This window comes from Streptomyces katrae, from assembly GCF_002028425.1.
GTDB classification, from domain to species: domain Bacteria; phylum Actinomycetota; class Actinomycetes; order Streptomycetales; family Streptomycetaceae; genus Streptomyces; species Streptomyces katrae_A.
Map to the genome: position 1 here is coordinate 3,926,768 of NZ_CP020042.1, position 26,247 is coordinate 3,953,014.

A 26,247-nucleotide genomic window follows, 5' to 3' on the forward strand; every position below is an offset into this window, starting at 1 on the left:
TCGTCGGTTCTGCGTCCACGCATGGTAACGAGACGCGCTGTGCGCGAGTGCCGCGCCTTGCTCCACAAGATCCGTTCCGGGTCCGTTCCGGTTCCCGGGCCCGGGGCTCGGCCCGCGCGGTGCTCCGCCAGGAGAAACCGGGCGGCCCCGGCCGGGCGGGCCACGTACCCTTTTCTGTTGTGCCGAACGCCAATGAAGACAACCCCAGTGCCCTGAGTCAGGTGCAGCGCCGCGCGGTCAGTGAACTGCTGCGGGTCGCGCCCGTCGCCGACGAGCTCGGCCGCCGTTTCCAGGAGGCGGGCTTCCGCCTCGCCCTGGTCGGCGGGTCCGTCCGCGACGCGCTGCTCGGGCGTCTCGGCAACGACCTCGACTTCACCACCGACGCGCGTCCCCAGGACGTACTGAAGATCGTGCGGCCGTGGGCCGACTCGGTCTGGGACGTCGGCATCGCCTTCGGCACCGTCGGCGCTCAGAAGCAGGGCTTCCAGATCGAGGTGACGACGTACCGCTCCGAGGCGTACGACCGCACCTCCCGCAAGCCCGAGGTCTCCTACGGCAACTCGATCGAGGAGGACCTGGTCCGCCGCGACTTCACCGTCAACGCCATGGCCCTGGCCCTGCCGGAGCAGGTGTTCGTCGACCCGCACGGCGGCCTGGAGGACCTGGCCGCCGGGGTGCTGCGGACGCCCGGAACCCCGGAGGACTCCTTCTCCGACGACCCGCTGCGGATGCTGCGCGCGGCCCGGTTCGCCGCACAGCTGGACTTCGAGGTCGCCCCCGAGGTCGTGGCGGCGATGAAGGCGATGGCCGACCGGATCGAGATCGTCTCGGCGGAGCGGGTACAGGCCGAGCTGAACAAGCTGCTGCTCTCCGCCCACCCGCGGAAGGGCCTGGCGCTCCTGGTGGACACCGGTCTCGCCGACCGGGTCCTGCCGGAGCTGCCGGCGCTGCGGCTGGAGAGTGACGAGCACCACCGGCACAAGGACGTCTACGACCACTCGCTGATCGTCCTGGAGCAGGCGATCGCGCTGGAGGAGGACGGCCCGGACCTGGTGCTGCGGCTCGCGGCCCTGCTGCACGACATCGGCAAGCCCCGCACGCGCCGCTTCGAGAGTGACGGCCGGGTCTCCTTCCACCACCACGAGGTGGTGGGCGCGAAGATGACCAAGAAGCGCATGGCGGCGCTGAAGTACTCGAACGACATGATCAAGGACGTGTCCCGGCTGGTGGAGCTGCACCTGCGCTTCCACGGTTACGGGGATGGCGAGTGGACCGACTCGGCGGTGCGGCGCTACGTCCGCGACGCGGGCCCGCTCCTGGACCGGCTGCACAAGCTGACCCGCTCCGACTGCACGACCCGAAACAAGCGCAAGGCCAATGCACTGTCCCGCACCTATGACGGGCTGGAGGAGCGGATCGCGCAGCTCCAGGAACAGGAGGAGCTGGACGCGATCCGCCCCGACCTGAACGGCAACGAGATCCAGCAGATCCTGGAGATCGGCCCGGGGCCCGCGGTGGGCAAGGCCTATGCCTTCCTGCTGGACCTGAGGCTGGAGAACGGCCCGATGGGGCACGAGGCGGCGGTGGCGGCCCTCAAGCAGTGGTGGGCCGAGCAGGCTCCCCAGGCCTGACCGGCGTCCGGCGCGGCCCGTGGGCGGCACTGTTTCACGTGAAACCAGTGCCTATGTTTCACGTGAAACATCGACGCGGTCGCGCCGCCGGCGCAGGAACACCGCCGTGCCGGCGTAGATCAGGGCCGTGGCCAGGAGCAGGGCCACGGACCGGCCGTCGGCGGGGAGCATCAGCGAGGACACCGCGGCCGCTCCGACGAAGGCCACGTTGAACAGCACGTCGTAGACGGAGAAGACCCGGCCCCGGTAGTCGTCGTCCACCCGGGACTGCACCACGGTGTCGGTGCAGATCTTGGCCCCCTGCGTGGCGACGCCCAGGGCGAAGGCGGCGACGAGCATCGGCCCGGGGGCGAAGAAGAGGCCGAGGGCCGGTACGAGGAGAGCCGATCCGGCCGCGCAGGCGGTGATCCAGCCCAGCGGGCCGAGCCGGCCGACCAGCCAGGGGGTCACCACGGCGGCCGCGAAGAACCCGGCACCGGAGACCCCGACGGCGACCCCCAGCAAGGCCAGGCCGTCCGCCTCGTTGTCCGACCACGCGTAGCGGCAGAGCATCAGCAGCATCACGGTCAGGGCCCCGTAGGCGAAGCGCATCAGGGTCATGGCGGTGAGGGCCCGGGCCGCCTCCCGTCGGGCGGCCAGGTGCCGCAGGCCCTCGGCCATGCCCCGTACGGTGAGCGCGACCCCTTCGAGGACCGACGGGCGTGTCCGGCCGGGAGGGTGGTCGGGCCCCAGGAGGTCGACGGCCAGCCGTAGCGCCACCAGCCCCGCACACAGGTACAGCCCGGCGCCGACCAGGACGACGAGCGCGTTGGACCCGGAGGCCAGGATCCGGACGAAGAAGGCCAGGCCGCCTCCGGCGACGGCCGCGAGCGTTCCGGCGGTCGGCGAGAGGGCGTTCGCGGTGACCAGTTCGTCGGCTTCGACGACGTGCGGCAGGGCGGCCGCGAGCCCGGCGAGGACGAAGCGGTTGACGGCGGTCACGGACAGGGCGGAGGCGTAGAAGAGCCAGTCGGGGACGTGCGCGACGATCAGTACGGCGGTGACGCAGGCGAGGAGGGCCCGCAGGACGTTGCCGTAGAGGAAGACCTGGCGGCGGCGCCAGCGGTCGAGCAGTACTCCGGCGAAGGGGCCGATCGCGGAGTAGGGCAGCAGGAGAACCGCCATCGCCGAGGCGATGGCGGCGGGAGAGGTCTGCTTCTCCGGGGAGAAGACCACGAAGGTGGCCAGGGCGACCTGGTACGTCCCGTCGGCGGCCTGGCACAGCAGCCGTACGGCGAGCAGGTTGCGGAAGTCCCTCCGGCGCAGGAGTACGCGCAGATCACGTACGACAGGCATGTGGGCAAGGGTCACATACACCGAGGGTCTCCGGACACATAGTCCGGAGACCCTCGGTGGAAGAAGCGTCGAAGAGCAGGTGTCCCGGGGGACCCTGGACCCGACCGGCGCTGCGACTAGCGCTCGACCTCGCCCTTGATGAACTTCTCGACGTTGGCCAGGGCCTCGTCGTCGAAGTACTGGACCGGCGGGGACTTCATGAAGTAGCTGGAGGCCGACAGGATCGGGCCGCCGATGCCGCGGTCCTTGGCGATCTTCGCGGCGCGCAGGGCGTCGATGATGACACCGGCGGAGTTCGGGGAGTCCCACACCTCGAGCTTGTACTCGAGGTTCAGCGGGACGTCGCCGAAGGCGCGGCCCTCGAGGCGGACGTAGGCCCACTTGCGGTCGTCGAGCCACGCCACGTAGTCGGACGGGCCGATGTGGACGTTCTTCTCGCCGAGCTCACGGTCGGGGATCTGCGAGGTGACGGCCTGCGTCTTGGAGATCTTCTTCGACTCGAGGCGGTCGCGCTCGAGCATGTTCTTGAAGTCCATGTTGCCGCCGACGTTGAGCTGCATGGTGCGCTCGAGGCGGACGCCGCGGTCTTCGAAGAGCTTCGCCATCACGCGGTGCGTGATGGTCGCGCCGACCTGGGACTTGATGTCGTCGCCGACGATCGGGACACCGGCCTCGGTGAACTTGTCGGCCCACTCCTTGGTGCCGGCGATGAAGACCGGGAGGGCGTTGACGAACGCGACCTTGGCGTCGATGGCGCACTGGGCGTAGAACTTCGCCGCGTCCTCGGAACCGACGGGGAGGTAGCAGACCAGGACGTCGACCTGGCGGTCCTTGAGGACCTGGACCACGTCGACCGGGGCCTCGGAGGACTCCTCGATGGTCATGCGGTAGTACTTGCCGAGACCGTCGAGGGTGTGGCCGCGCTGGACCGTGACGCCCTTGTTCGGGACGTCGCAGATCTTGATGGTGTTGTTCTCGCTGGCGCCGGTGGCGTCCGAGAGGTCCAGGCCGACCTTCTTGGCGTCGACGTCGAACGCGGCGACGAACTCGACGTCACGGACGTGGTAGTCGCCGAACTGGACGTGCATCAGACCCGGGACCTTGGTGGCCGGGTCGGCGTCCTTGTAGTACTCGACGCCCTGCACCAGCGAGGCGGCGCAGTTGCCCACGCCGACGATGGCTACGCGAACCGAACCCATTCCGGTTGCTCCCTGTCTGTTCTCGGAACGAGGCCTGCGAGATGCAGGTCTCACTTTGCTGTTTCGTCGGGCGGACCGGGGCGTCTCTTGTCCCGTCCCGCCCTCTCGCTCTCGATGAGCTCGTTCAGCCAGCGCACTTCACGCTCGACGGATTCCATTCCGTGCCGCTGCAGCTCGAGCGTGTAGTCGTCCAGGCGCTCGCGTGTGCGGGCGAGCGAGGCGCGCATCTTCTCCAGGCGCTCCTCCAGCCGGCTGCGACGGCCCTCCAGAACCCGCATCCGCACTTCTCGTTCGGTCTGGCCGAAGAAGGCGAAGCGGGCGGCGAAGGACTCGTCCTCCCAGGTGTCGGGGCCGGTGTGGGAGAGGAGCTCTTCGAAGTGCTCCTTACCTGCTGCCGTCAACCGGTAGACGATCTTGGCGCGGCGCCCTGCGAGTGAAGCGGCGAGAGCGTCCTCCGGGGCGTTCCCCGGTTCTTCGATCAACCAGCCGTTGGCGACCAGCGTCTTGAGGCAGGGATAGAGAGTCCCGTAGCTGAACGCCCTGAATACCCCCAGTGAGGTGTTGAGCCGCTTGCGCAGCTCGTACCCGTGCATGGGGGATTCGCGAAGCAGGCCGAGGACGGCGAACTCGAGGATGCCTGAGCGCCTGCTCATCCGCCTGCCCCTCTCTGCCTCTGAGTTTATGTCGAGCTGATGTATCGGCTCGATACATCCAGACCATAGATCGACACGCTTCCGGCGACAAGCCAAGACATGGTGACCGGCGTCACATCACCAATTCGTACGACGCAAGTTGCCTGATTTGGGGTGAACTTCGGCACTGATTGGGTTTTGGTCGTGCGTAGGCTGTGCTGCAGGACCACCGGGGGGAACCGGAATCACCTGCCGCTTCCAGGCCACTCGCCTGCCCGAGGAGTAGTCGTTCGATGAGCGAGCACCGCCGCAAACCGCCGCAGCCCCAGGGCGGCGGCCGCGCCGCGTCCCGCCGGGCTGCCCAGCAGCACCCTGGCCGGGGCGCCGGTCCCGGCCGGGGCGTCCCCTCCGCACCGCCCGGCGGACCCTATGCGGACCAGAGCGCCCACGGCGGTCGCGCGGACGCCCGCAGGGCCGCCCAGCGCCCCGCCGCCGGCCGAGGACGCCCAGGTGGGAAGGGGGGTGGCGGCCGCAAGCGGCTCATCGACTACCCCCGTGCCGGGAAGACCGGCTGGAAGCGGTTCGTTCCCTCCTGGAAGCTGGTCTGCGGCAGCATCCTGGGATTCTTCGCCTTCATCATCGCCGGGGCCGGCGTCGGTATCGCCATGGTCGGCACCCCGGACGTGAACAAGGCCGCCAAGGCGCAGAACAACGTCTTCCAGTGGGCCGACGGCTCCCAGATGGTGGCCACCGGCGGGTCCACGAACCGCCAGATCGTCCCGATCGACCAGATCCCGGTCTCCATGCGGAATGCCGTGATCGCCGCCGAGAACGAGTCGTTCGAAACGGACAAAGGCGTCGATCCCATGGGTATTGCCCGTGCCGTGGTGAACATGGCCTCGGGCGGTTCGACCCAGGGTGGCTCCACCATCACCCAGCAGTACGTCAAGAACATGTACCTCGACTCCGAGCAGACGCTCAAGCGCAAGGTCACAGAGCTCTTCATCGCGATCAAGCTGGGTACCACCGAGAGCAAGGACGTCGTCCTCGCCGGCTACCTGAACACCGCCTACTTCGGCCGCGACGCCTACGGCATCCAGGCCGCCGCCCGCGCCTACTTCGGCAAGGACGCCAAGGACCTCAACCCGTCCGAGAGCGCCTTCCTCGCCTCCCTGCTCAAGGGCCCCAACCTCTACAACCCGGACGGCGGCATCGGCTCGGCGGCCACCCCCGAAGCCAACGAGAAGCGCGCCCGGGCGCGCTGGGCCTGGGTGCTCGACCGTGAGGTCGCCGTCCACCGCATGGAGCAGTCCGAGCGGGACAAGTACAAGGAGTTCCCCGCCCGGGTCGACCTCGCCCAGGCGAGCGGCATGTCGGGCCAGACCGGCTACCTGGTCGAGGTGGCCAAGTCGTACGTCATGAAGACGGCCGACATCAGCGCCGAGAAGATGGCCCTCGGCGGCTACACCATCCGCACCACCTTCCAGAAGCCCAAGGTGGACGTCCTGTCCAAGGCGGTCGAGGACACCCGCAACGACTTCCTCGACGAGAAGAAGCGGCCCGAGTACGACACCTTCGTCCAGTTCGGCGCCGCCTCCGTCGACGTGAAGACCGGGGCGATCGTCGCTCTGTACGGCGGGCCCGGCTGGGACCACAAGTACTTCGCCAACAACGCCAACACCTCCGGCGTCCCCGTCGGCTCGACCTGGAAGCCGTACGTGCTGGCCGCGGCCATGGAGTACGGCACGCAGAACTCCAAGGGCGCGGGCATCTCGCCCAACAGCAAGTACAACGCCAACGACCTCACGGTGATCAACGACCGCTCGGGCAAGCCGCTGCTCGGCCCCGACGGCCAGCCGTTCAAGCAGAAGAACGAGAGCGAGTACCCGTACGGCTACGTCACCCTGAACGAGGCGATGGAGAAGTCCATCAACGTCCCGTTCGCCCAGCTGGTCTTCGACGTCGGCCACAGCAAGGTCCGCCAGGTCGCCAAGGCCACCGGCATCCTCGAGGAGTCGATGGACGAGAACAACAACGCCTCGTTCGCCCTCGGCACCTCGACCCCCAGCGCCATCCGCATGGCCGACTCCTACGCCACCTTCGCCGCGTCCGGGACTCATCACGAGCCCTTCTCGGTCCTGGAGGTCACCAAGGACGGCAGCAAGCTGCCCGGCTTCCAGGCCTCCAAGGAGTCGCGGGCCATGGACAACTCCGTCGCGGACAACGTCACCAAGGTCCTGCGCAACGTCGTGGAGAACGGCACCGGCACCAAGGCCAAGAAGCTGGGCCGGCCCGCCGCCGGCAAGACCGGTACCACCGACCAGAACAAGTCGGCCTGGTTCGTCGGCTACACCCCGGAGCTCTCCACCTCGGTCATGCTCTTCCGCAACGACCCGAACTCCAAGGACAAGAAGCTCATGTCCATGAACCACGTGGGCGGTGTCGACTCCATCCACGGTGGTGACATCCCCGCGGTGATCTGGACCGAGTACATGCGCGAGGCCCTCAAGGGCACCCCGGTGAAGGACTTCCCGGAGGCCGAGGACATCGGCGTCGTCGCCGACGCCGCCGGGGCCCCCTCGCCCAGCCCCTCGGTGTCGGTGTCCCCCTCCGTCTCCCCGTCCACGTCCGTGTCGCCCTCGCCGTCCACGTCGGTGTCCCCCTCCCCGTCCGAGGGGGGCAAGCCGTGCAAGCCCAAGCCGTGGAACCTGAACTGCGACCCGCAGACCGCGGCCGGTACGAGTTCCGGAGCGGGCGGCAACACGACCGGCGGGAACACCGACCCGGCCACCACACCCCCCGCGGGCCGTCCGGGACGCCAGGGCGGCACGAGCAACTGGGGCAGCATCATGGGCGCCCAGGGCTGACCCGCCCCACCCGCACCACCGGAGGGCCGTCGCACACCGTGCGGCGGCCCTCCCCCGTGCCCGGGCCGGTACGGCAGGATGAGCCCATGACCCAGGTGCACGAGGACCCGCCGCCCGTACTGCCCACGCAGCAGGACGAGGTCGCCGCCGCCGGCAGCGAGCTCATCGGCGGACCGGTCGGCCGCCACATCCGGCCGGGAGCCCACTGGCTGTCCCCCGTCCGCGTCGTGGTCCTCGTGGCCCTCGGCATGTTCGCGCTCGGCATGGTGCAGAAGCTGCCCTGCTACGACTGGGCCTGGTTCCAGGGAGCGGGCTCGCAGTACACCCACGCCTGCTACTCCGACATCCCGCACCTGTACTCCGCCCGTGGCTTCGCCGACGGGCTCGTGCCCTACCGCGACAAGTTCCCGGACCTGGCCGTCGACCCGAAGTACGGGGGCATGCAGTACCTGGAGTACCCGGTGCTCACCGGCGCCTTCATGGAGGCGGCCTCCTGGCTGACCCCCTCGTCCGGGACGATCCAGCACCGCGAGCAGACGTACTGGATGGTCAACGCGGGCATGCTGATGGCCTGCGCGGCCGTCATCGCCGTCTGCGTCACCCGGACCCACCGCCACCGTCCCTGGGACGCCCTGCTCCTCGCTCTGGCCCCCGCCTTCGCGCTCAACGCGACCATCAACTGGGACCTGCCGGCCGTCGCCCTCACCGCCGCCGCCATGCTGATGTGGTCGCGGGGTCGCCCGCTGCTCAGCGGGGTGCTCATCGGCCTGGCGACCGCGGCCAAGCTCTACCCCGTGCTGCTGCTCGGCGCGCTGTTCGTCCTGTGCTGGCGGGCCGGGAAGTGGCGGGCGTTCGGCGCGGCCCTCGGCGGGGCGGTCGTCTCGTGGCTCGTGGTCAACCTGCCGGTCATGTTCTACGCCTGGGACGGCTGGAAGCGGTTCTACGTGTTCAGCCAGGACCGTCCGATCGACTTCGGCTCGCTCTGGCTGCTGATCTCCCAGCGCAGCGGCAACCCCCTGGAGGGGGCCAACACCTACGCGACCGGGCTGACCCTGCTGCTGTGCCTGGGCATCGGCCTGCTCACGCTGACGGCCCCCCGGCGGCCCCGCTTCGCCCAGCTGGCCTTCCTGGTCGTCGCCGCGTTCATCCTGGCCAACAAGGTCTACTCGCCGCAGTACGTGCTGTGGCTCGTCCCGCTCGCCGCGCTGGCCCGCCCGCGCTGGCGCGACTTCCTGATCTGGCAGGCGGGCGAGGTCGCCTACTTCCTGGGGATCTGGCTCTACCTGGCCTACACGACCAGCGGGGACAAGCACCAGGGACTGCCCCTGGAGGGCTACCAGCTGGCCATCGTCGTCCACCTGCTGGCCACGCTCTACCTGTGCGCGGTCGTCGTGCGGGACATCCTGCTGCCCGAGCGGGACGTCGTACGGCGCGACGGCTCCGACGACCCGTCCGGAGGCGTCCTGGACGGCGCCGAGGACGTGTTCGTACTCGGGGAAAAGGCGAAGGCGCCGCGGTACGCGGCGCCTTCGGAGGGACAGCGGGTCGCCTGGGGCGTGGACCCCAGGGACTGACCTGGCGGCCGGGCCGGCCGGGCCCGCCCGGCGGGGTGCGGGTCAGGCGTCCAGCACCCGGTCGAACTGCGTCGTGGTGTGCCGCAGGTGGGCCACCAGCTCGTCGCCCACCTTCGGCTCGGTCGCGTCCGAGGGCACGAACAGGATCGACACCTGCATGTGCGGGGGCTCGGCGAACCAGCGCTGCTTGCCCGCCCAGACGAACGGCGAGAGGTTGCGGTTGACGGTGGCCAGGCCCGCCCGGGCGACGCCCTTGGCGCGCGGCATGACCCCGTGCAGGGCCTTGGGGGCCTCCAGGCCCACCCCGTGCGAGGTGCCGCCGGCCACCACGACCAGCCAGCCGTCGGAGGCGGCCTTCTGCTGGCGGTAGCCGAACCGGTCCCCCTTGGCCACGCGCGTGACGTCCAGGACCGCGCCGCGGTACTGGGTGGCGTCGTGGTCGCCCAGCCACAGCCGGGTACCGATACGGGCCCGGAAGCGGGTCTGCGGGAACTGCTGCTGGAGCCGGGCCAGCTCCTCGGCGCGCAGGTGGCTGACGAACATGGTGTGCAGCGGCAGCCGCGCCGCGCGCAGCCGGTCCATCCAGCCGATGACCTCCTCGACGGCGTCCGAGCCGTCGGGGCGGTCCAGCGGCAGGTGCAGGGCGAAGCCCTCCAGCCGTACGTCCTCGATCGCGGAGTGGAGCAGGCCCAGGTCCTGCTCGGAGATGCCGTGGCGGCGCATCGAGCTCATGCACTCGATGACCACGCGGGCACCGACCAGGCCGCGGACCCCGTCCACGGAGGACACCGAACGGATCACCCGGTCCGGCAGCGGCACCGGCTCCTCACCCCGCCGGAACGGGGTGAGGACGAGCAGGTCGCCGCCGAACCAGTCCTTGATGCTCGCGGCCTCGTACGTCGTGCCGACGGCCAGGATGTCGGCGCCCATCCGGGTCGCCTCCTCGCACAGCCGCTCGTGGCCGAAGCCGTAGCCGTTGCCCTTGCAGACGGGGATCAGACCGGGGAACTGGTCGATGATCGTCTTCTGGTGCGCACGCCAGCGCGCGGTGTCGACGTAGAGCGTGAGCGCCATGCCCGTCCGGAGCCTCTCTCGGATAGCTGCGTGGTGCAGCGGTGCGGTGTGTGTGGAAGGGGCGGGGTGGGGGTCAGCGGCGCGACATGTAGATGTCGAGCGCCTTGTGCAGCACCTTGTTGAGGGGGAAGTCCCACTCGCCGACGTACTCGACGGCCTCGCCGCCGGTGCCGACCTTGAACTGGATCAGGCCGAACAGGTGGTCGTTCTCGTCCAGGGTGTCACTGATGCCGCGCAGGTCGTAGACGCTGGCGCCCAGCGCGTACGAGTCGCGCAGCATGCGCCACTGCATGGCGTTCGAGGGCCGGACCTCGCGCTTGTGGTTGGCGGAGGCGCCGTAGGAGTACCAGACGTGCTGGCCGACCGTCAGCATCGTGGCAGCCGCGAGCGGTTCGCCCTCGTGCTTGGCGATGTACAGCCGCATGCGGTTGGGGTCCTCGGAGTTGAGGGCCGTCCACTGGCGCTGGAAGTAGCTGAGCGGGCGCGGGCGGAACTTGTCGCGCTCGGCCGTGATCTCGTAGAGGTACTGCCAGGTCGGCAGGTCCTCGTAGCCGCCCTGGACGACCTCGACGCCGGCCTTCTCGGCCTTCTTGATGTTGCGGCGCCACAGCTGGTTGAAGCCCTTGAGGACGTCGTCCAGCGAACGGTTCGCCAGCGGCACCTGGAAGACGTAGCGGGGCTGGACGTCGCCGAAGCCGGCGCCGCCGTCCTCGCCCTGCTGCCAGCCCATGCGGCGCAGCTTGTCCGACACCTCGAAGGCGCGGGGCTCGATGTACGAAGCCTCCACGTCGCGCAGGCGCTTGACCTCGGGGTCCTGGATACCGGCCTTGATGGCGGCGGAGTTCCAGCGGCGGATGACGACGGGCGGACCCATCTTCACGGTGAACGCGCCCTGCTGCTTGAGGTGCGCCAGCATCGGCTGGAGCCACTCCTCCAGGTTGGGGGCGTACCAGTTGATGACCGGGCCCTCGGGGAGGTACGCCAGGTAGCGCTTCACCTTGGGCAGCTGGCGGTACAGGACGAGCGCGGCACCGACGAGCTGACCGGACTTGTCGAACCATCCGAGGTTCTCCGAGCGCCACTCGTTCTTGACGTCGGCCCATGCCGGGACCTGGCAGTGGCTAGCCGAGGGCAGGCTCTGGAGGTACGCCAGATGCTGCTCTCGGCTGATGGTGCTCAGGGACAGGCTCATGCGGGGTGTCTCCTCGGGCGGCTTCGCTGCTATGGCGCGAAGCCTACTGCGACGGGGGCGCCACCCATCTGGGGGACGGGCCGTAGCCCGGGCCGGTGTCCGGCCGGCGCCCCGCCGAGGAGGTCCCCCGGTCAGCCCACCCAGCCCCCGAAGAGGCCGCCGTGCGCCATGCCCAGGAAGAAGCCGATGCCAGACGCACCAAGGCCGATGATCAGTGCGAAGCGCTCGCGTGTCGTCGCCGAGATGAACTGTCCGTACGCGCCGGTCACGATCCCGATCAGCCCCGTCCAGGAGCTGAGCAGGTGCAGGTTGTGGAAGAACGCAGTGACGAACGCCACGGCGCCGAGGATCAGGGTGACCGCCACCAGGGCGTCCTGGAGCGGGTGGGGCTTGCCGTCGGTCGCGAGCAGGGAGATGGGCGGACGATCCATTGCCTGTGCCATCGAAAGGCACCTCCTGGCTGAAGCAGAGCGGTGCTGCGGCGTCGCCGACGGCCGGGGCCGGGGGCATAGCACCGAGCACACCCGATGCATACAGATTGTGGCCCCCTCCTGCCGGATTTCAACCGGAAGGATTCGAGCAGGTAGTCTGTACGGTCTGCGCGGTGTCTGCTCTCAGTCACCGTGCGGCACGCATCACGACCCTCCTGCCACGGATCGACCGTGGCCGCTGAGTCCAAAGGAGGTGGGTTCCACATGCGTCACTACGAAGTGATGGTCATCCTCGACCCCGATCTCGAGGAGCGCGCTGTCTCCCCGCTGATCGAGAACTTCCTTTCCGTCGTCCGTGAGGGCAACGGAAAGGTCGAGAAGGTCGACACCTGGGGCCGTCGTCGTCTCGCTTACGAGATCAAGAAGAAGCCCGAGGGCATCTACTCGGTCATCGACCTGCAGGCCGAGCCTGCGGTCGTCAAGGAGCTCGACCGCCAGATGAACCTGAACGAGTCGGTTCTCCGGACCAAGGTCCTTCGCCCCGAGACCCACTGAACTCAGGTTCAGCGGTAATCGGGATCGAGTAGCACAGCAGCCCAGCAGCAATCCCCGCCGAGAGGTTCATCCATGGCAGGCGAGACCGTCATCACGGTCGTCGGCAATCTCGTCGACGACCCCGAGCTGCGCTTCACCCCCTCGGGTGCGGCGGTCGCGAAGTTCCGTGTCGCGTCCACCCCCCGCACCTTCGACCGTCAGACCAACGAGTGGAAGGACGGCGAGAGCCTGTTCCTGACCTGCTCGGTGTGGCGGCAGGCGGCCGAGAACGTCGCCGAGTCCCTCCAGCGGGGCATGCGCGTCATCGTGCAGGGCCGGCTGAGGCAGCGGTCGTACGAGGACCGTGAGGGTGTCAAGCGCACGGTCTACGAGCTGGACGTCGAGGAAGTCGGCCCCAGCCTGAAGAACGCCACGGCCAAGGTCGCCAAGACCACGGGCCGCGGTGGCCAGGGTGGATACGGCGGCGGCGGTCAGCAGCAGGGCGGCGGCAGCTGGGGAGCCCCCAGCGGCGGTCCCCAGGGCGGCGGAGCTCCCTCCGACGACCCGTGGGCGTCCAGCGCGCCGGCCGGCGGCCAGCAGCAGCAGGGCGGGGGCAGCTGGGGCGGAAGCTCCGGCGGCTCCGGCGGTGGCTACTCGGACGAGCCTCCCTTCTAGGGCAGCTCGTAACCCCACTTCTTGATCACACAGGAGAGACACAATGGCGAAGCCGCCTGTGCGCAAGCCTAAGAAGAAGGTCTGCGCGTTCTGCAAGGACAAGACCGCGTACGTGGACTACAAGGACACGAACATGCTGCGGAAGTTCATTTCCGACCGCGGCAAGATCCGTGCCCGCCGCGTTACCGGCAACTGCACGCAGCACCAGCGTGACGTCGCCACGGCCGTGAAGAACAGCCGTGAGATGGCGCTGCTGCCCTACACGTCCACCGCGCGCTAAGGAAAGGGTGACCGACTAATGAAGATCATCCTGACCCACGAGGTTTCTGGCCTCGGTGCCGCCGGCGATGTCGTCGACGTCAAGGACGGTTACGCTCGCAACTACCTGGTCCCGCGTGGTTTCGCGATCCGCTGGACCAAGGGTGGCGAGAAGGACGTGGCGCAGATCCGCCGCGCCCGCAAGATCCACGAGATCGCGACCATCGAGCAGGCCAACGAGGTCAAGGCCCAGCTCGAGGGCGTGAAGGTCCGTCTGGCCACCCGCGCGGGTGACGCCGGTCGTCTCTTCGGTTCCGTCACCCCGGCCGACATCGCCACGGCGATCGAGGCTTCCGGTGGCCCGAAGGTCGACAAGCGCCGCGTGGAGCTGGGCTCCCCGATCAAGACCCTCGGTTCGTACCAGGTCTCCGTGCGTCTGCACGCCGAGGTCGCCGCGAACGTGGGCATCGAGGTCGTCGCCGCCTAAGGGCAGCGCATGAAGGGCCGCACCCCTCCGGGGGTGCGGCCCTTCGTCGTTTCCGGGCGGTGCCGGGAAGGCGTTGTTTCACGTGAAACGTCCGGGGGCCGGTCGTGTTTCACGTGAAACACGGAGCCGGGGCCTGGTGCCCCGGCTAACGGGTGGCGCCGGCCACCAGCCACCGGCCCGAGCGGGCGCGCAGCTGGAGGGTCGCCATCCGGACCAGCATCATCAGTGCCATGGCCCACCAGAGCGTCGTCAGCCCACCGCCGACGACGGGGACGAGCAGGGCGGCCGGGGCGAACACCGCGAGGGTGAGCAGCATGGCCCGGGCGAGGTAGGGGCCGTCCCCAGCGCCCATCAGCACCCCGTCGAGGACGAAGACGACCCCACACACCGGCTGGGCCAGGGCCACGACCAGCAGTGCGGGGAGCAGGGCGTCCTCGACCACGGGGTCTGCGGTGAACAGCGGGATGAAGACCGGGCGGGCCAGGACGACCAGCAGTCCGAGCACCACGCCCGAGCCGACGCCCCAGCGCACCATGCGGCGGCAGACGGCCTGGGCGCCCAGGGTGTCTCCGGCGCCGAGGTAGCGGCCGATGATGGCCTGCCCGGCGATGGCGATGGCGTCCAGGGCGAAGGCGAGCAGGTTCCAGAGGGACAGTGCGATCTGGTGGGCGGCGATGTCGGCGTCCCCCAGCCGGGCGGCCACCGCGGTCGCGATCATCAGGATGGCGCGCAGCGAGAGGGTGCGGACCAGCAGGGGTGCGCCCGCCTGGGCGCAGGCGCGTATGCCGGCCGTGTCGGGCCGCAGTGAGGCGCCGTGCCGGCGGGCGCCCCGGACCACCACCCAGAGGTAGGCGCCTGCCATGGCGCACTGGGCGACGACCGTGCCCCAGGCCGAACCCGCGATGCCCAGCCCGGCCCCGTAGACCAGGGCCACGTTCAGGGCGCCGTTGAGGGCGAAGCCTCCGATGGCCACGTAGAGCGGGGTGCGGGTGTCCTGGAGGCCGCGGATGACCCCGGTGGCCGCCAGCACCACGAGCATGGCCGGGATGCCGAGCGCGGAGATGCGCAGATAGGTGACCGCGTACGGGGCGATGGTGTCCGAGGCGCCGAAGAGGGAGATCAGCGAGGGCGCGGTGGGCAGGACGACGGCGACGACCGCTGCCCCGAGCAGGAGGGCGAGCCAGATGCCGTCCATGCCCTGCCGGATGGCGGCCTGGAGGTCGCCCGAGCCCACCCGGCGGGCGACGGCAGCGGTGGTGGCGTAGGCGAGGAAGACGAACACGCTCACGGCGGTGGTGAGCAGGGCGGCGGCGACGCCGAGGCCGGCCAGCTGCGGGGTGCCGAGGTGACCCACGATGGCGCTGTCGGCCATCAGGAAGAGGGGCTCGGCGACGAGGGCGCCGAAGGCGGGGAGGGCGAGGGCGAGTATCTCCCGGTCGTGCCGTCTCGGGGTGGCCTTCTCGGCTATCGGGGCCTGTGTCATGGGCTCAATCTAATCTTCCACAGGTAATAGATGCAAGGGCAAGTAGATCCTTACCTATGCGCTGACTTGGGTGTTCTTGGCGCGCGGCTGCGGACGATCTTGAGACAGTGGCCAAGAATTTTCCGCGCAGCTGTCGGTGGAGGAGGAAATTGCAGGTCAGTGCCGGTGTGGATGTGGGTCAGGTGATTTTGTCCACAGCGTCGTCCCCCGGTCTGTGCACAGCTTCGGGCGACTTACCCACAGCATTGGGTCCGTCGTCCACATGTCATCCACACAGCCTGTGGATAACAAGATTGGCTGACGTCGTCCGCGGCCCTACCGTTGTGCGTTGCCCGCCGCGCCGAGCGCCGATCCGGGTGTCCCAAATGTCAGAGCCGTGTCGTAGAAAGAGTGACACGGCAAGGTCCGCGTTGCGGACGGGAGGAGGCGGCCCGGTGAGTATGCCCGAGCCCATGGACGACCCCTGGGCCGACAGCGGCCCCAGTGACCGTCTGCCCGCCCGTCCGCGCCGGGGCGCGGAGGGCCGCGGCCGCGGTGGGGACGAGGAACGTGACCGGGGCCGTGAGGGCGGCTCCTGGGACGGCGGGGGCGGCGGCTTCGAGCGCGTCCCGCCGCAGGACCTCGACGCCGAGCAGTCGGTGCTGGGCGGCATGCTGCTGTCCAAGGACGCGATCGCCGACGTGGTCGAGGTCCTCAAGGGCCACGACTTCTACCGCCCGTCGCACGAGACGATCTACCAGGCCATCCTCGACCTGTACGCCAAGGGCGAGCCCGCCGACCCCATCACCGTCGGCGCGGAGCTGACCCGGCGCGGCGAGATCGGCAAGGTCGGCGGGGCCTCGTACCTGCACACCCTGGTGCAGTCCGTACCCACCGCGGCGAACGCCGAGTACTACGCGGAGATCGTCCATGAGCGGGCCGTCCTGCGCCGCCTCGTCGCGGCCGGTACGAAGATCACACAGATGGGGTACGCGGCTGACGGCGATGTGGACGAGATCGTCAACAGCGCCCAGGCCGAGATCTACGCCGTCACCGAGCAGCGGACCTCCGAGGACTACCTGCCCCTCGGCGACATCATGGAGGGCGCCCTCGACGAGATCGAGGCCATCGGGTCGCGCTCCGGCCAGATGTCGGGCGTGCCGACCGGGTTCACCGACCTGGACTCCCTCACCAACGGCCTGCACCCGGGCCAGATGATCGTCATCGCCGCCCGTCCCGCCATGGGCAAGTCGACGCTCGCGCTGGACTTCGCCCGCGCCTGCTCCATCAAGAGCAACCTGCCGAGCGTCATCTTCTCCCTCGAAATGGGCCGCAACGAGATCGCGATGCGCCTGCTCTCGGCGGAGGCCCGGGTGGCGCTGCACCACATGCGTTCCGGCACCATGACCGACGACGACTGGACCCGGCTCGCCCGCCGGATGCCCGACGTCTCTGCGGCCCCGCTCTACATCGACGACTCCCCGAACCTGTCGATGATGGAGATCCGGGCCAAGTGCCGTCGGCTCAAGCAGCGCAACGACCTCTCGCTCGTGGTCATCGACTACCTCCAGCTCATGCAGTCGGGCGGCTCCCGCCGCCCCGAAAGCCGCCAGCAGGAGGTCTCGGACATGTCCCGAAACCTCAAGCTGCTGGCCAAGGAGCTCGAGGTACCGGTGATCGCGCTCTCCCAGCTGAACCGTGGTCCCGAGCAGCGCACCGACAAGAAGCCGATGGTCTCCGACCTGCGTGAGTCCGGCTCCATCGAGCAGGACGCCGACATGGTGATCCTGCTGCACCGCGAGGACGCCTACGAGAAGGAGTCCCCCCGCGCGGGCGAGGCGGACCTCATCGTCGCCAAGCACCGAAACGGCCCCACGGCCACCATCACCGTGGCTTTCCAGGGCCATTATTCGCGGTTCGTGGACATGGCCAACACGTAGCATCCGATCATGGACGCGTTCTCTGAAGACCTGGAACTCCTGCCCTCCACCCGGCGGGCGCTGAACCACCGGCTCGCCGTCGCGCAGAGCGAGGGCCGGGCCCCGTCCGTGGTGGCCGCGGTCGTACGGGGCGGGGACGTGGTCTGGGAGGGATCGCGGACCTCGGTCGAGGGGCACGGACCCGACGGGGACGTCCAGTACCGGGTCGGGTCGATCACGAAGACCTTCACGGCCGTCCTGGTGCTGCGGCTGCGGGACGAGGGCCTGCTGGCGCTCTCGGACCCGCTGGGCAAGCACCTGCCCGGGACGGGCGCCGACGAGGTGACCATCGCCCAGCTGCTGGCCCACACCGGCGGGCTGGCGGCGGAGACGCCCGGCGAATGGTGGGAGCGCACCCCGGGCGCACAGCGGCCCGCGCTCGCCGACGTGCTCGGCGAGGATCCGTTCAAGCACACGCCGGGGACCAGGCACCACTACTCCAACCCGGGTTACACCCTGCTGGGTTCGCTCGTCGAAGCGCTGCGCGGAAAGCCCTGGGAGGACGTACTGCGGGCCGAGGTGCTGGAGCCGCTGGGGCTGCACCGTACGAGTGCGCAGCCGCAGGCCCCGCACGCGGGCGGCTGGGCGGTGCACCCCTGGGCGGACGTGATGCTGCCCGAGCCGGTGGAGGACCTGGGGCTGATGGCTGCGGCCGGCCAGCTGTGGTCCACGACCCGCGACCTGGCGCGGTTCGCGCTCCTGCTGGCACACGGCGACGAGCGGGTGCTGAGCGCGCAGAGCGTACGGGAGATGCGCACCTCGGTGGCGCCCCCGGAGCCCGGCTTCGCCGACCTCGGCTACGGGCTGGGACTCCAGCTGACGGAGCAGCGCGGGCGCCGGCTGGTCGGGCACAGCGGTTCGCTCCCCGGGTTCGTCGCCGGACTCTGGCTGAGCGAGGCGGACGACATGGCGGCCGTGGTGCTGTCGAACTGCACCTCGGGGCTGCCGGCCTCGACGGTGGCCACCGACCTGCTGGCGATCGTGGCGGACGCGGAACCCAGGTTTCCCACGCCCTGGCGGCCCTTCACGGAGGCCGACCGGGTCCCGCTGGACCTTTGCGGCGTCTGGTACTGGGGCACCGCGCCCCACGGGCTGAGGCTGAAGTCGGACGGGTCGCTGGAACTGGGCCCGGTGGGCGTACCGGGCCGGTCGGCGCGGTTCCGCGCCGAGTCCGACGGCACGTGGACGGGACTGACCGGCTACTACGCGGGCGAGACCCTGCGGGCGGTACGACGGGAGGACGGCGCCGTGAGCCACCTCGACCTGGGCTCCTTCGTCTTCACGCGCGAGCCCTACGACCCTCAGGCGCCGGTGCCCGGTGGGGTGGACCCGCAGGGCTGGCGCGGCATCGGCTGACGTCCCCGCCGCGAGGACGGCCCGCCGTCGCACCGGCGGGCCGGGACCGACGCTGCCGGCCGGCAGCGGCCCGGCCCCTGCCTGCCGGTTCAGAGCTGGAGCTTGAACCCCACGTGGGAGGGGGTGAAGCCGAGCCGCTCGTAGAAGCGGTGGGCATCGGTGCGGGTCACGTCCGAGGTGAGCTGCACCAGTTGGCAGTTCTCCTCGCGGGAGCGGTCGACGGCCCACTCGATGAACCGGGTGCCCAGTCCGCTGCCGCGCTCGTCGGCGTGGACGCGGACGCCTTCGATGATCGAGCGGGTGGAGCCCCTGCGGGACAGGCCCGGCACGATCGTCAGCTGGAGGGTGCCCACGACGCGCTCGCCGCGCACGGCGACCACGACGTGCTGATGCGGATCGTCGGCCAGCCGCTTGAGCGCCGTGGCGTACGGGGCCAGGTCCTGCGGGGACTCCCGGGTGGCGCCCATCGGATCGTCGGCGAGCAGGGCCACGATGGCGGGCAGATCGGCCTCCGTGGCGGGACGGATGGTCAGCCCGGAAGGTTCGGTCATGGTCGGATGTCCTCTGCTCAGCCGGCGGCGACGGTGAGGGGAGCCCAGCGCCGGGTCCAGTCACCGGGCAGGCCGGGGATGTCCCTGGTCATGACCGCGTTGAAGGCGAGGGATTCCAGACCGCGTTCCTTGAGCCAGGCCACCAGCTCCTCGTGACGCACGTCGACATCGGTGCGCAAGGGGCGGTCGGTGCTCGCGGCCAGGGCCGTCACCAGCGCCTGCGCGGTGGCGGTGTCCCGGGCGATCAGGGGGCCGATGACATGGGTCTCCATGTTGGGCCAGATGGCGGCGTAGCCGATGAGCGCGCCGGATCCGTCCTCGGCGACGAGCAGCCGGTCCGTGAAGGCGGGCAGGCGCGTGATCATGTGGGTCCGGTCGGTGCCGAACACCTCCGTGTCCAGCCGGATGATCCGGGTGATGTCCTCGGCGGTGGCCGGACGCACGGGGACGGTGCCGGAACCGGTCCGCTCGGGATCCGGGAGGAAGGCACCGCGGAGCATCTCCGCCCGGCCGGTGGTGTCGAAGCCGAGCTCCTCGTAGAGCGGGCGGCCGTAGGGGGTGGCGTGCAGGGTGAGCGGTACGCCCGCGAGGACGTCGTCGCAGACGTACTGCATGAGGCGGCGACCCAGGCCCTGGCGGGCGAACCTGTCGGCGACGAGGACCATCCCGATGGCGGCGAGGTCCGGTTTGGCCCGGGTGTCCCCGTACGTGGTCACGACGCAGGCCGCGGCCAGGCCCTGTCCGTCGGGCGCGTCGACGCCGTACCCGGTGCCGGCGGTGAGGAGCAGCCCCCACTTGTGGTCCTCGCGGGGCCAGCCGCGGTCCTGGGACAGGTCGGCGCAGTGGCGGAGGTCGTCCGGGGTCAGCGCGCGGATCGGCAGATCGGTGAGCAGTGGTGGTGTCACCGGCCCAGAGTGGATCATCCGCTCGTGGGGCGTCCAGGGGATTCCGGGATCCGGCCGGTCGGTGTTTCACGTGAAACATGACGCCGCTAGCCTCGGCGGCTATGACGCTGCTGCATCTGTTCGATCTCGACGGGACCCTCATGTACGGCTCCGCCGCACCGGTGGAGATCTCCCGTCAGCTCGGTCTGGAGAACGAGATCGCGGAGCTTGAGCGGGCTTTCGGCGCCCGCGAGATCGGCCCGCAGGACTTCGCGCGGGCGGCACGCGAGCTGTGGTCCGATCTGACGCCCCTGCACGTCCGGGCGGCCTTCGACGGGGCTCCGTGGCTGGCCGGTATCAGGGACGTCTGGCGGGAGATCCGGGAACGCGGGGACTACTGCGCCGTGGTCTCCCTGTCCCCGTCGTTCTTCGTCGAGCTGCTGCTGGAGTGGGGCGCGCACGCCGCGCACGGCTCGGTCTTCCCCGAGGTGCCCTTCACGCGGCCCGTCGACGTGACGGGGGCCATGACGCCCGAGGGCAAGCTGACGGTCGCGGACCGGCTGTGCGAGCGGTTCGGGGTGACCCGCGCGGACTGCGTGGCGTACGGGGACTCCATGACGGACGCGGTGCTCTTCGCGGCCCTCCCGCGGTCGGTGGCGGTGAACGCGCGGCCGCACCTCGCGGAGCGGGCCACCCATGTCTACGAGGGCCGTGACCTGAGGGAGGCGTACCAGCTCGTGGGGCAGACGCGCCCGGGAGTCGCAGCATCTTAAGGGGATCGTGGGTTCGAAACGCGGTTTTTCCCCATTCCCCCGCAGTGCCCTCGGTCGGCTGGCACGCTGTGAAACCCGGAACCACGGATTCGAGGCCGTGGCGTGTGAGACCCGACCGAGATGCTCGAAGCGAGGCACCGCATGGACCTTCCGCCCACCAGATCGGCGAGACCGACGGGCTGGATACCTTCCGGGGGCGGTGCGACCGAGCCCTCCCCGGACGCCGTCCTCATCCGCCGGACCCTTGCCGAGGTCGCTCCCGTCGCCGACAAGGTCACCTCGTACTTCTACGCCCTGGTCTTCACGGGGCATCCCGAGCTGCGGCAGATGTTCCCCGCGGCCATGGACGTCCAGCGGGACCGCCTGCTGAAGGCGCTGCTGACCGCCGCGGAGCACATCGACGACCCGGCGGTGCTCACCCCGTACCTGCGACGGCTCGGCACCGGGCACCGCAAGTACGGCACCTTGGCCGGCCACTATCCGGCCGTCGGGGAGGCGCTGATCGGGGCGCTGGCCAGGTACGCGGAGCTCACTTGGGGCCCGGAGACGGAAGCCGCGTGGGTGCGCGCGTACACCGCCATCTCCCAGACCATGATCGACGCGGCGGCGGAGGACGAGACGCGGGCGCCGGCCTGGTGGCACGCCGAGGTGGTCTCCCACGACCTGCGCACCTCGGACATCGCCGTTCTGACGGTCCGCCCCGACCAGCCGTACCCGTTCCTCGCCGGGCAGTACACCAGCCTGGAGACCCCGTGGTGGCCGCGCGTCTGGCGGCACTACTCCTTCGCCTCGGCGCCGCGCGCCGACGGGCTGCTGTCCTTCCACGTCAAGGCCGTGCCGGCCGGCTGGGTCTCCAACGCCCTGGTGCGCCGCGCCCGCCCGGGCGACGTTCTGCGGCTGGGACCGCCGGCCGGGTCGATGGTGGTGGACCACAGCACCGACAACGGGATGCTGTGCCTGGGCGGGGGGACCGGCATCGCCCCGATCAAGGCACTGATCGAAGACGTGGCCGGGCACGGCGAACGCCGGCCGGTGGAAGTCTTCTTCGGGGCGCGCAGCGATGACGACCTGTACGACAAGGACACCCTGCTGGGCCTGCAGCGCTCCCATCCCTGGCTGTCGGTACGCCCGGTGATCGGGGAGGGGATGGCGGGCCAGCTGCCGCACGCCGTCGGCGAGAACGGGCCCTGGAGCTCCTACGACGCCTTCATCTCGGGGCCGCCCGCGATGATCCGCAGCGGTGTGGACGCGCTCAAGCGGATCGGGATCCCGGGCGAACGCATCCGCTACGACGCGCTCGAGGAGCTGGCGGGCGTCGCCGGCTGAGACCGGCGCGGGCCCGCCCGCCCCCCCGGCCGCTCAGCCCAGGTCGGGGGCGTGCATGGCGCGCACCCCCTCGATGTTGCCGTCGAGGTAGTGGCGCAGCGAGAGCGGGACGAGGTGGACCGCGGCGATGCCGACGCGGCTGAAGGGCACGCGGACGATCTCGTACTCGCCCTGCGGCTCGTCCACTTCGGGGCCGTGCCGCCGTCCGGGGTCCATCGATTCGAGGTGGCAGACGAAGAAGTGCTGCACCTTGACCCCGGTCACTCCCCCCGAGGCGATGTGCTCGACGGTGTCGACGAAGCAGGGCACCACGTCGGTGATCTTGGCGCCGAGTTCCTCGTCGAGTTCTCTGTGGAGGGCGTCCACGACGGTGGCGTCGGAGGGTTCCACACCGCCGCCCGGGGTGAGCCAGTACGGGTCGACGCCGGGCTTGGTGCGCTTGATGAGGATCAGGTCGTCACCGTCGAGCAGGATCGCTCGGGCGGTGCGTTTGACCACGGGACGTTCGGTCATGGGAGAAGAGTGGCCCACGTCCGGGCTTCTGAAACGCGCCATCGTCCGAAACGCGAGGGGCTCACCAGTGCGCGGCGGCGCGCAGCAGGCGGTCATGGGCGCGGGCCAGGTGGGCGAGGGCGAGACTACCGGTCCGTACGACGAGGAACCAGGTGCGCAGCGGGGGTACGGGGGGTTCCAGCAGGGCGACGACCTGGCCGTGGTCGAGGGCGTCCTGGCACAGGTAGCGGGGCAGGACGGCGAGTCCGGCGCCGGCCCGGACGCACTCCAGCACGGCCCGCAGGTCGGGTGCCACGACGGTGGCGGCGGTGTCCGAGGCGGAGCCGGGTACGGCGTCGAACACGGCGGCCCAGTAGCGGGTGACCAGCGGCAGGCTCTCGTGGACCTCCACGACGGGGATCCCGTCCAGGGCCTGGGGCCCCTTGGCGAGCAGTTCGCCCGGGTCGGCGAGGGCGGCCCAGTAGGGCGCGGCGACCAGCACCTGCTCCTCGTCGCAGAGGGCGCCCGCGGAGAACGGCCCGCCCCGCGGCCGCGCGGTGGTGACGACCAGGTCGTGCTGGCCGGCGGCGAGCCCGGCGAGGTTCTCCTCGGAGTCGGCCGCGAAGACCGTGCGCAGCGTCTGGCCGTGGCCGACGAGGGGCGCGAGGGCGGGGAGCACCCGCAGGGTCAGGAACTCGGGCGGTCCGGCGAGGTGCAGGGTGCGCACGGTTCCGGCGCTCTGCCGCTCGGTCTCGGCGATCCGCAGCAGGGCGTCCAGGTGCGGGGCGGCCTTGTGGGCCAGTTCGTCGCCGATGGCGGTCGGGGTGACGCCGCGGGCGCGGCGGTGGAACAGGGGGCGGCCGAGCTGCCGCTCCAGGGTGCGGATCTGGGAGGTGACCGCGGGCTGGGACAGCCCGAGGAGCGTGGCGGCCCGGGTGAACGAGCCGGCCCGGTGGACGGCGACGAACGTGCGCAGCAGGGCCAGGTCCATGGCGGCCCCTCTCGGTGGGGGCCTTCAACTATAAATATGCCGATAGGTTCCTGTCGTTACCGTGATTGGACTCTGACGCTGAGTCAACTAGCCTTGTCGACGTGGTTCTTGCGGGCAGAGAACCCGGCGCGGTCCGAGCCACCAGGGGGGAGGCTCGGACCGCTTCCCCTGGCCTCAGGACCCGGAACCCGCCTGGTCCAGGGCCCGGAGCACGTCCGCGACCAGGTCCCGGGGGTCCTCGGCGCCGGCGGAGAAGCGGATGAAGCCCTCCGGCACGGCGTCGCCGCCCCAGCGTCCGCGCCGTTCGGCGGTGGAACGCACCCCACCGAAGCTCGTGGCGTCCTCGACCAGGCGCAGGGCGGACATGAAGCGTTCCGCGTGCGCGCGGTCGGGGAGGGTGAAGGAGACCACCGACCCGAAACCGCTCATCTGCCGGGCCGCCGTTTTGTGGGAGGGGTCCGAGGTGAGCCCCGGGTAGCGCAGCCCGGTCACCTCGCGACGGCCGGCCAGGGCCTCGGCGACGGAGAGGGCGTTGGCCCACTGGCGTTCGGTCCGCAGCTGGATGGTGGCCAGGGAGCGGTGGGCGAGCCAGGCCTCCATCGGGCCGGGAACGGCGCCGACGATCTTGCGCCAGCGGCGGACGCCGGCGGCGAGCTCGGGGTCGCGGCAGGCGACGTAGCCGAGCAGCAGGTCGCCGTGGCCGGTGAGCCCCTTGGTGCCGCTGGCGACGGAGAAGTCCGCGCCCAGCTCCAGGGGCCGCTGCCCGAGCGGGGTGGCGAGGGTGTTGTCGACGGCGACGAGGGTGCCCGCGCCGTGCGCGGCGTCCACCAGGCGCCGTACGTCGCACACGTCGAGCCCCGGGTTGGAGGGCGTCTCGATCCACAGCAGCCGGGCCCCGTCGAGGGCCGTGAGCTGAGCGTCCCCGCCGGTGGGCGCGGTGCGCACGCGGACCCCGTACGCCTCCAGCTGCTCCCGGACCAGGGGCAGCGCCTGGTAGCCGTCGTCGGGCAGGACGACCGTGTCCCCGGCGCGGGCCTGTGAAAGCAGGACGGCGGAGACCGCGGCCATGCCGGAGGCGAAGACCACCGTGTCCACGTCCTCACCGCCGGGCGCCTCCAGTTCGCCGATCGCGCGTTCCAGCAGGGTCCAGGTGGGGTTGGTGTCGCGGCCGTAGGTGTACGGGCCCGTCACCTCGCCGGGGAGGTGGAAGTGGGCGGCGAAGACGGGGCCGGGCAGTGGGGGCTCGTTCTTGACGGGTTCGGGCAGTCCGGCGCGTACCACCCGGGTGCCGTCGCCGTACGGGACCGCCACGGCCGCGTCCTCGGCGGGGTGTCCGGTCACGGCTAGTCCTTGTCGGGCAGGGCGAGGTTCAGGGCCCAGGAGACGACGGAGATGATCAGGCCGCCGAGGACGGCGGTCCAGAAGCCGTCGACGTGGAAGCTGAGGTGGACCTGCTTGGCCACCCACGAGGTCAGCAGCAGCATCAGGGCGTTCACCACGAGGGTGAACAGGCCCAGGGTGAGGATGAAGAGCGGGAACGAGAGCAGCTTCACCACGGGCTTGACGATGAGGTTGACCAGGCCGAAGACGAGCGCGACCAGGATCAGCGTCAGCGCCCGGCGCCCGAGGGTGCTTCCGTCGTCGAGGGTGATTCCGGAGAGCAGCCAGATGGCGACGGCCAGGGCCCCCGCGTTGGCGAGCGTCTTGACTACGAAATTCGTCATGTGTCTGATCGTGGCAGAGAACATCCGGGCCGGACATCGGCAGATCAGCGGATCTCGCGGCACCACTGGGCAAGGGCAAGGGGCACAAGGGACATGAAGGCCTTCCGGCTGGACGAGCTCGAAGCGGAACGAGCTGCCAACGACGGCGCCTACCTGCAGTTCCTGCGAGAGCGGAACATGTCGGTCGGGCTCTACTCGCTGGACGCGGGGCAGAGCGACCCGCAGCAGCCGCACCGACAGGACGAGGTGTACTTCGTGGTGAGCGGCCGCGCCTCGATCACGGTCGGGGAGGAGACGACGACGGTGGCGAACGGCAGCGTCGTCTACGTCCCGGCGGGGGTGGCGCACAGGTTCCACCACATCACCGAGCCGCTCAAGGTGTTGGTGGTCTTCTCCCCGCCGGAGGCCTGAGCAGGCCCGGCGCACTGAGGGTCGTCCCCCTGATCCCCCTAGGGGGCGGGTCAGGGGGTTCCGGGGGCTTACGGGCCCCCGTCCCGCCCTTCCGGCTCCTAAGCTCGAGACCAAGGAAGACGCCAGGGAGACCGCCAGGGGCACCGGCGAGGACGAGGAAGAGGTAAGGGCATGGACGGGATCCGAGCGATGTTCGCGGGCACGCCGTGGTGGGTCAAGTGGGTCGCCGTTCCGCTGCTGGCGCTCTTCGTCTTCGGCGGCATCATCACCACGATCATCGGCACGCTGATCGGCTTCGCCTTCAAGGTGCTGCTGTTCGCGGCACTCGTGGGCGGCCTGATCTTCGTGGTCAAGAAGTTCACGGGCGGCGGGGCGAAGAGCTCCTCCAGCGACTGGTAGGCCGTCCCGT

Annotated in this window: 26 protein-coding genes; 13 read left to right on the forward strand and 13 right to left on the reverse strand. The window is 70.3% G+C overall.

Annotated features, from left to right (window positions below; genetic code table 11):
• The first annotated feature begins 179 nt into the window (after positions 1 to 179).
• Positions 180 to 1,631: a CCA tRNA nucleotidyltransferase gene (locus tag B4U46_RS17850; protein ID WP_079428636.1), complete on the forward strand. Its 1,452-nt coding sequence runs from the start codon at positions 180 to 182 to the stop codon at positions 1,629 to 1,631.
• Positions 1,632 to 1,682: 51 nt separating this feature from the next.
• Here the strand turns inward: B4U46_RS17850 and B4U46_RS17855 are convergent, their stop codons facing one another.
• The 3 genes from B4U46_RS17855 to B4U46_RS17865 form a co-directional block, all read right to left on the reverse strand.
• Positions 1,683 to 2,966: an MFS transporter gene (locus B4U46_RS17855; protein WP_079428638.1), complete on the reverse strand. Its 1,284-nt coding sequence runs from the start codon at positions 2,964 to 2,966 to the stop codon at positions 1,683 to 1,685.
• A gap of 116 nt (positions 2,967 to 3,082) precedes the next feature.
• Positions 3,083 to 4,165 (reverse strand): inositol-3-phosphate synthase, encoded by a 1,083-nt coding sequence (locus B4U46_RS17860; protein ID WP_079428640.1) that lies wholly within the window; start codon positions 4,163 to 4,165, stop codon positions 3,083 to 3,085.
• A 50-nt stretch (positions 4,166 to 4,215) separates the two neighbouring features.
• The gene (locus B4U46_RS17865; protein ID WP_079428642.1) at positions 4,216 to 4,818 is read right to left on the reverse strand and encodes a PadR family transcriptional regulator; all 603 of its coding nucleotides are present in this window, start codon (positions 4,816 to 4,818) and stop codon (positions 4,216 to 4,218) included.
• Between the two features lie 272 nt (positions 4,819 to 5,090).
• On the opposite strand from B4U46_RS17865, the gene B4U46_RS17870 reads away from it, so the two are divergent.
• Both B4U46_RS17870 and B4U46_RS17875 read left to right on the forward strand, forming a co-directional pair.
• Positions 5,091 to 7,664 (forward strand): transglycosylase domain-containing protein, encoded by a 2,574-nt coding sequence (locus tag B4U46_RS17870; RefSeq protein ID WP_079428644.1) that lies wholly within the window; start codon positions 5,091 to 5,093, stop codon positions 7,662 to 7,664.
• Between the two features lie 86 nt (positions 7,665 to 7,750).
• A complete protein-coding gene (locus B4U46_RS17875) occupies positions 7,751 to 9,238 on the forward strand; it encodes a glycosyltransferase family 87 protein (protein WP_079428646.1) in 1,488 nt (495 codons plus the stop codon).
• 42 nt (positions 9,239 to 9,280) lie between these two features.
• Here the strand turns inward: B4U46_RS17875 and B4U46_RS17880 are convergent, their stop codons facing one another.
• The 3 genes from B4U46_RS17880 to B4U46_RS17890 form a co-directional block, all read right to left on the reverse strand.
• On the reverse strand, positions 9,281 to 10,312 hold the full coding sequence (locus tag B4U46_RS17880; RefSeq protein ID WP_079428648.1) for an alanine racemase: 1,032 nt from the start codon (positions 10,310 to 10,312) through the stop codon (positions 9,281 to 9,283).
• 73 nt (positions 10,313 to 10,385) lie between these two features.
• On the reverse strand, positions 10,386 to 11,504 hold the full coding sequence (locus B4U46_RS17885; protein ID WP_079428650.1) for a lipid II:glycine glycyltransferase FemX: 1,119 nt from the start codon (positions 11,502 to 11,504) through the stop codon (positions 10,386 to 10,388).
• Between the two features lie 131 nt (positions 11,505 to 11,635).
• Positions 11,636 to 11,947, reverse strand: a complete 312-nt coding sequence (locus B4U46_RS17890; protein WP_079428652.1) for a hypothetical protein — start codon at positions 11,945 to 11,947, stop codon at positions 11,636 to 11,638.
• Positions 11,948 to 12,199: 252 nt separating this feature from the next.
• Here B4U46_RS17890 and rpsF point away from each other — a divergent pair, with 252 nt between their 5' ends.
• The 4 genes from rpsF to rplI all read left to right on the forward strand — a co-directional run bounded on the left by rpsF (position 12,200) and on the right by rplI (position 13,889).
• Positions 12,200 to 12,490 (forward strand): 30S ribosomal protein S6, encoded by a 291-nt coding sequence (gene rpsF / locus B4U46_RS17895; RefSeq protein WP_004950685.1) that lies wholly within the window; start codon positions 12,200 to 12,202, stop codon positions 12,488 to 12,490.
• Between the two features lie 72 nt (positions 12,491 to 12,562).
• A complete protein-coding gene (locus B4U46_RS17900) occupies positions 12,563 to 13,144 on the forward strand; it encodes a single-stranded DNA-binding protein (RefSeq protein WP_079428654.1) in 582 nt (193 codons plus the stop codon).
• A gap of 43 nt (positions 13,145 to 13,187) precedes the next feature.
• Positions 13,188 to 13,424: a 30S ribosomal protein S18 gene (gene rpsR, locus B4U46_RS17905; RefSeq protein ID WP_005315025.1), complete on the forward strand. Its 237-nt coding sequence runs from the start codon at positions 13,188 to 13,190 to the stop codon at positions 13,422 to 13,424.
• 18 nt (positions 13,425 to 13,442) lie between these two features.
• Positions 13,443 to 13,889, forward strand: a complete 447-nt coding sequence (gene rplI, locus B4U46_RS17910; protein ID WP_042810204.1) for a 50S ribosomal protein L9 — start codon at positions 13,443 to 13,445, stop codon at positions 13,887 to 13,889.
• Positions 13,890 to 14,034: 145 nt separating this feature from the next.
• Here the strand turns inward: rplI and B4U46_RS17915 are convergent, their stop codons facing one another.
• The gene (locus B4U46_RS17915) at positions 14,035 to 15,372 is read right to left on the reverse strand and encodes an MATE family efflux transporter (RefSeq protein WP_079428656.1); all 1,338 of its coding nucleotides are present in this window, start codon (positions 15,370 to 15,372) and stop codon (positions 14,035 to 14,037) included.
• Between the two features lie 452 nt (positions 15,373 to 15,824).
• Here B4U46_RS17915 and dnaB point away from each other — a divergent pair, with 452 nt between their 5' ends.
• Both dnaB and B4U46_RS17925 read left to right on the forward strand, forming a co-directional pair.
• A complete protein-coding gene (gene dnaB / locus B4U46_RS17920; RefSeq protein WP_079428658.1) occupies positions 15,825 to 17,291 on the forward strand; it encodes a replicative DNA helicase in 1,467 nt (488 codons plus the stop codon).
• 9 nt (positions 17,292 to 17,300) lie between these two features.
• Positions 17,301 to 18,686 (forward strand): serine hydrolase domain-containing protein, encoded by a 1,386-nt coding sequence (locus B4U46_RS17925; protein WP_079428660.1) that lies wholly within the window; start codon positions 17,301 to 17,303, stop codon positions 18,684 to 18,686.
• 89 nt (positions 18,687 to 18,775) lie between these two features.
• On the opposite strand, the gene B4U46_RS17930 is transcribed toward B4U46_RS17925, so the two are convergent.
• The gene (locus B4U46_RS17930; RefSeq protein ID WP_079428662.1) at positions 18,776 to 19,237 is read right to left on the reverse strand and encodes a GNAT family N-acetyltransferase; all 462 of its coding nucleotides are present in this window, start codon (positions 19,235 to 19,237) and stop codon (positions 18,776 to 18,778) included.
• A 17-nt stretch (positions 19,238 to 19,254) separates the two neighbouring features.
• Complete coding sequence (locus B4U46_RS17935) at positions 19,255 to 20,142, reverse strand: GNAT family N-acetyltransferase (RefSeq protein WP_237292965.1); 888 nt, start codon at positions 20,140 to 20,142, stop codon at positions 19,255 to 19,257.
• A gap of 101 nt (positions 20,143 to 20,243) precedes the next feature.
• Here B4U46_RS17935 and B4U46_RS17940 point away from each other — a divergent pair, with 101 nt between their 5' ends.
• Together B4U46_RS17940 and B4U46_RS17945 are read left to right on the forward strand one after the other, a co-directional pair.
• Positions 20,244 to 20,894: an HAD family hydrolase gene (locus B4U46_RS17940; protein ID WP_079428666.1), complete on the forward strand. Its 651-nt coding sequence runs from the start codon at positions 20,244 to 20,246 to the stop codon at positions 20,892 to 20,894.
• A 141-nt stretch (positions 20,895 to 21,035) separates the two neighbouring features.
• Positions 21,036 to 22,220, forward strand: a complete 1,185-nt coding sequence (locus tag B4U46_RS17945; protein WP_420543162.1) for a globin domain-containing protein — start codon at positions 21,036 to 21,038, stop codon at positions 22,218 to 22,220.
• A 33-nt stretch (positions 22,221 to 22,253) separates the two neighbouring features.
• On the opposite strand, the gene B4U46_RS17950 is transcribed toward B4U46_RS17945, so the two are convergent.
• From B4U46_RS17950 to B4U46_RS17965, 4 genes are all read right to left on the reverse strand, one after another.
• Positions 22,254 to 22,733 carry an NUDIX domain-containing protein gene (locus B4U46_RS17950; protein ID WP_079428669.1) on the reverse strand — a complete coding sequence of 160 codons (480 nt, stop codon included), beginning with the start codon at positions 22,731 to 22,733 and terminating at the stop codon, positions 22,254 to 22,256.
• A 61-nt stretch (positions 22,734 to 22,794) separates the two neighbouring features.
• A complete protein-coding gene (locus B4U46_RS17955) occupies positions 22,795 to 23,703 on the reverse strand; it encodes a LysR family transcriptional regulator (RefSeq protein ID WP_079428670.1) in 909 nt (302 codons plus the stop codon).
• A gap of 174 nt (positions 23,704 to 23,877) precedes the next feature.
• Positions 23,878 to 25,044 (reverse strand): cystathionine gamma-lyase, encoded by a 1,167-nt coding sequence (locus tag B4U46_RS17960; protein WP_079428672.1) that lies wholly within the window; start codon positions 25,042 to 25,044, stop codon positions 23,878 to 23,880.
• 2 nt (positions 25,045 to 25,046) lie between these two features.
• On the reverse strand, positions 25,047 to 25,427 hold the full coding sequence (locus B4U46_RS17965) for a phage holin family protein (RefSeq protein ID WP_079428674.1): 381 nt from the start codon (positions 25,425 to 25,427) through the stop codon (positions 25,047 to 25,049).
• A 93-nt stretch (positions 25,428 to 25,520) separates the two neighbouring features.
• Between B4U46_RS17965 and B4U46_RS17970 the strand changes: the two genes are divergently transcribed.
• Together B4U46_RS17970 and B4U46_RS17975 are read left to right on the forward strand one after the other, a co-directional pair.
• A complete protein-coding gene (locus B4U46_RS17970) occupies positions 25,521 to 25,838 on the forward strand; it encodes a cupin domain-containing protein (protein WP_079428676.1) in 318 nt (105 codons plus the stop codon).
• Between the two features lie 180 nt (positions 25,839 to 26,018).
• Entirely contained in the window at positions 26,019 to 26,237 is a 219-nt protein-coding gene (locus B4U46_RS17975; RefSeq protein WP_079431834.1) for a DUF5326 family protein, read from the forward strand.
• Positions 26,238 to 26,247: the final 10 nt, after the last annotated feature.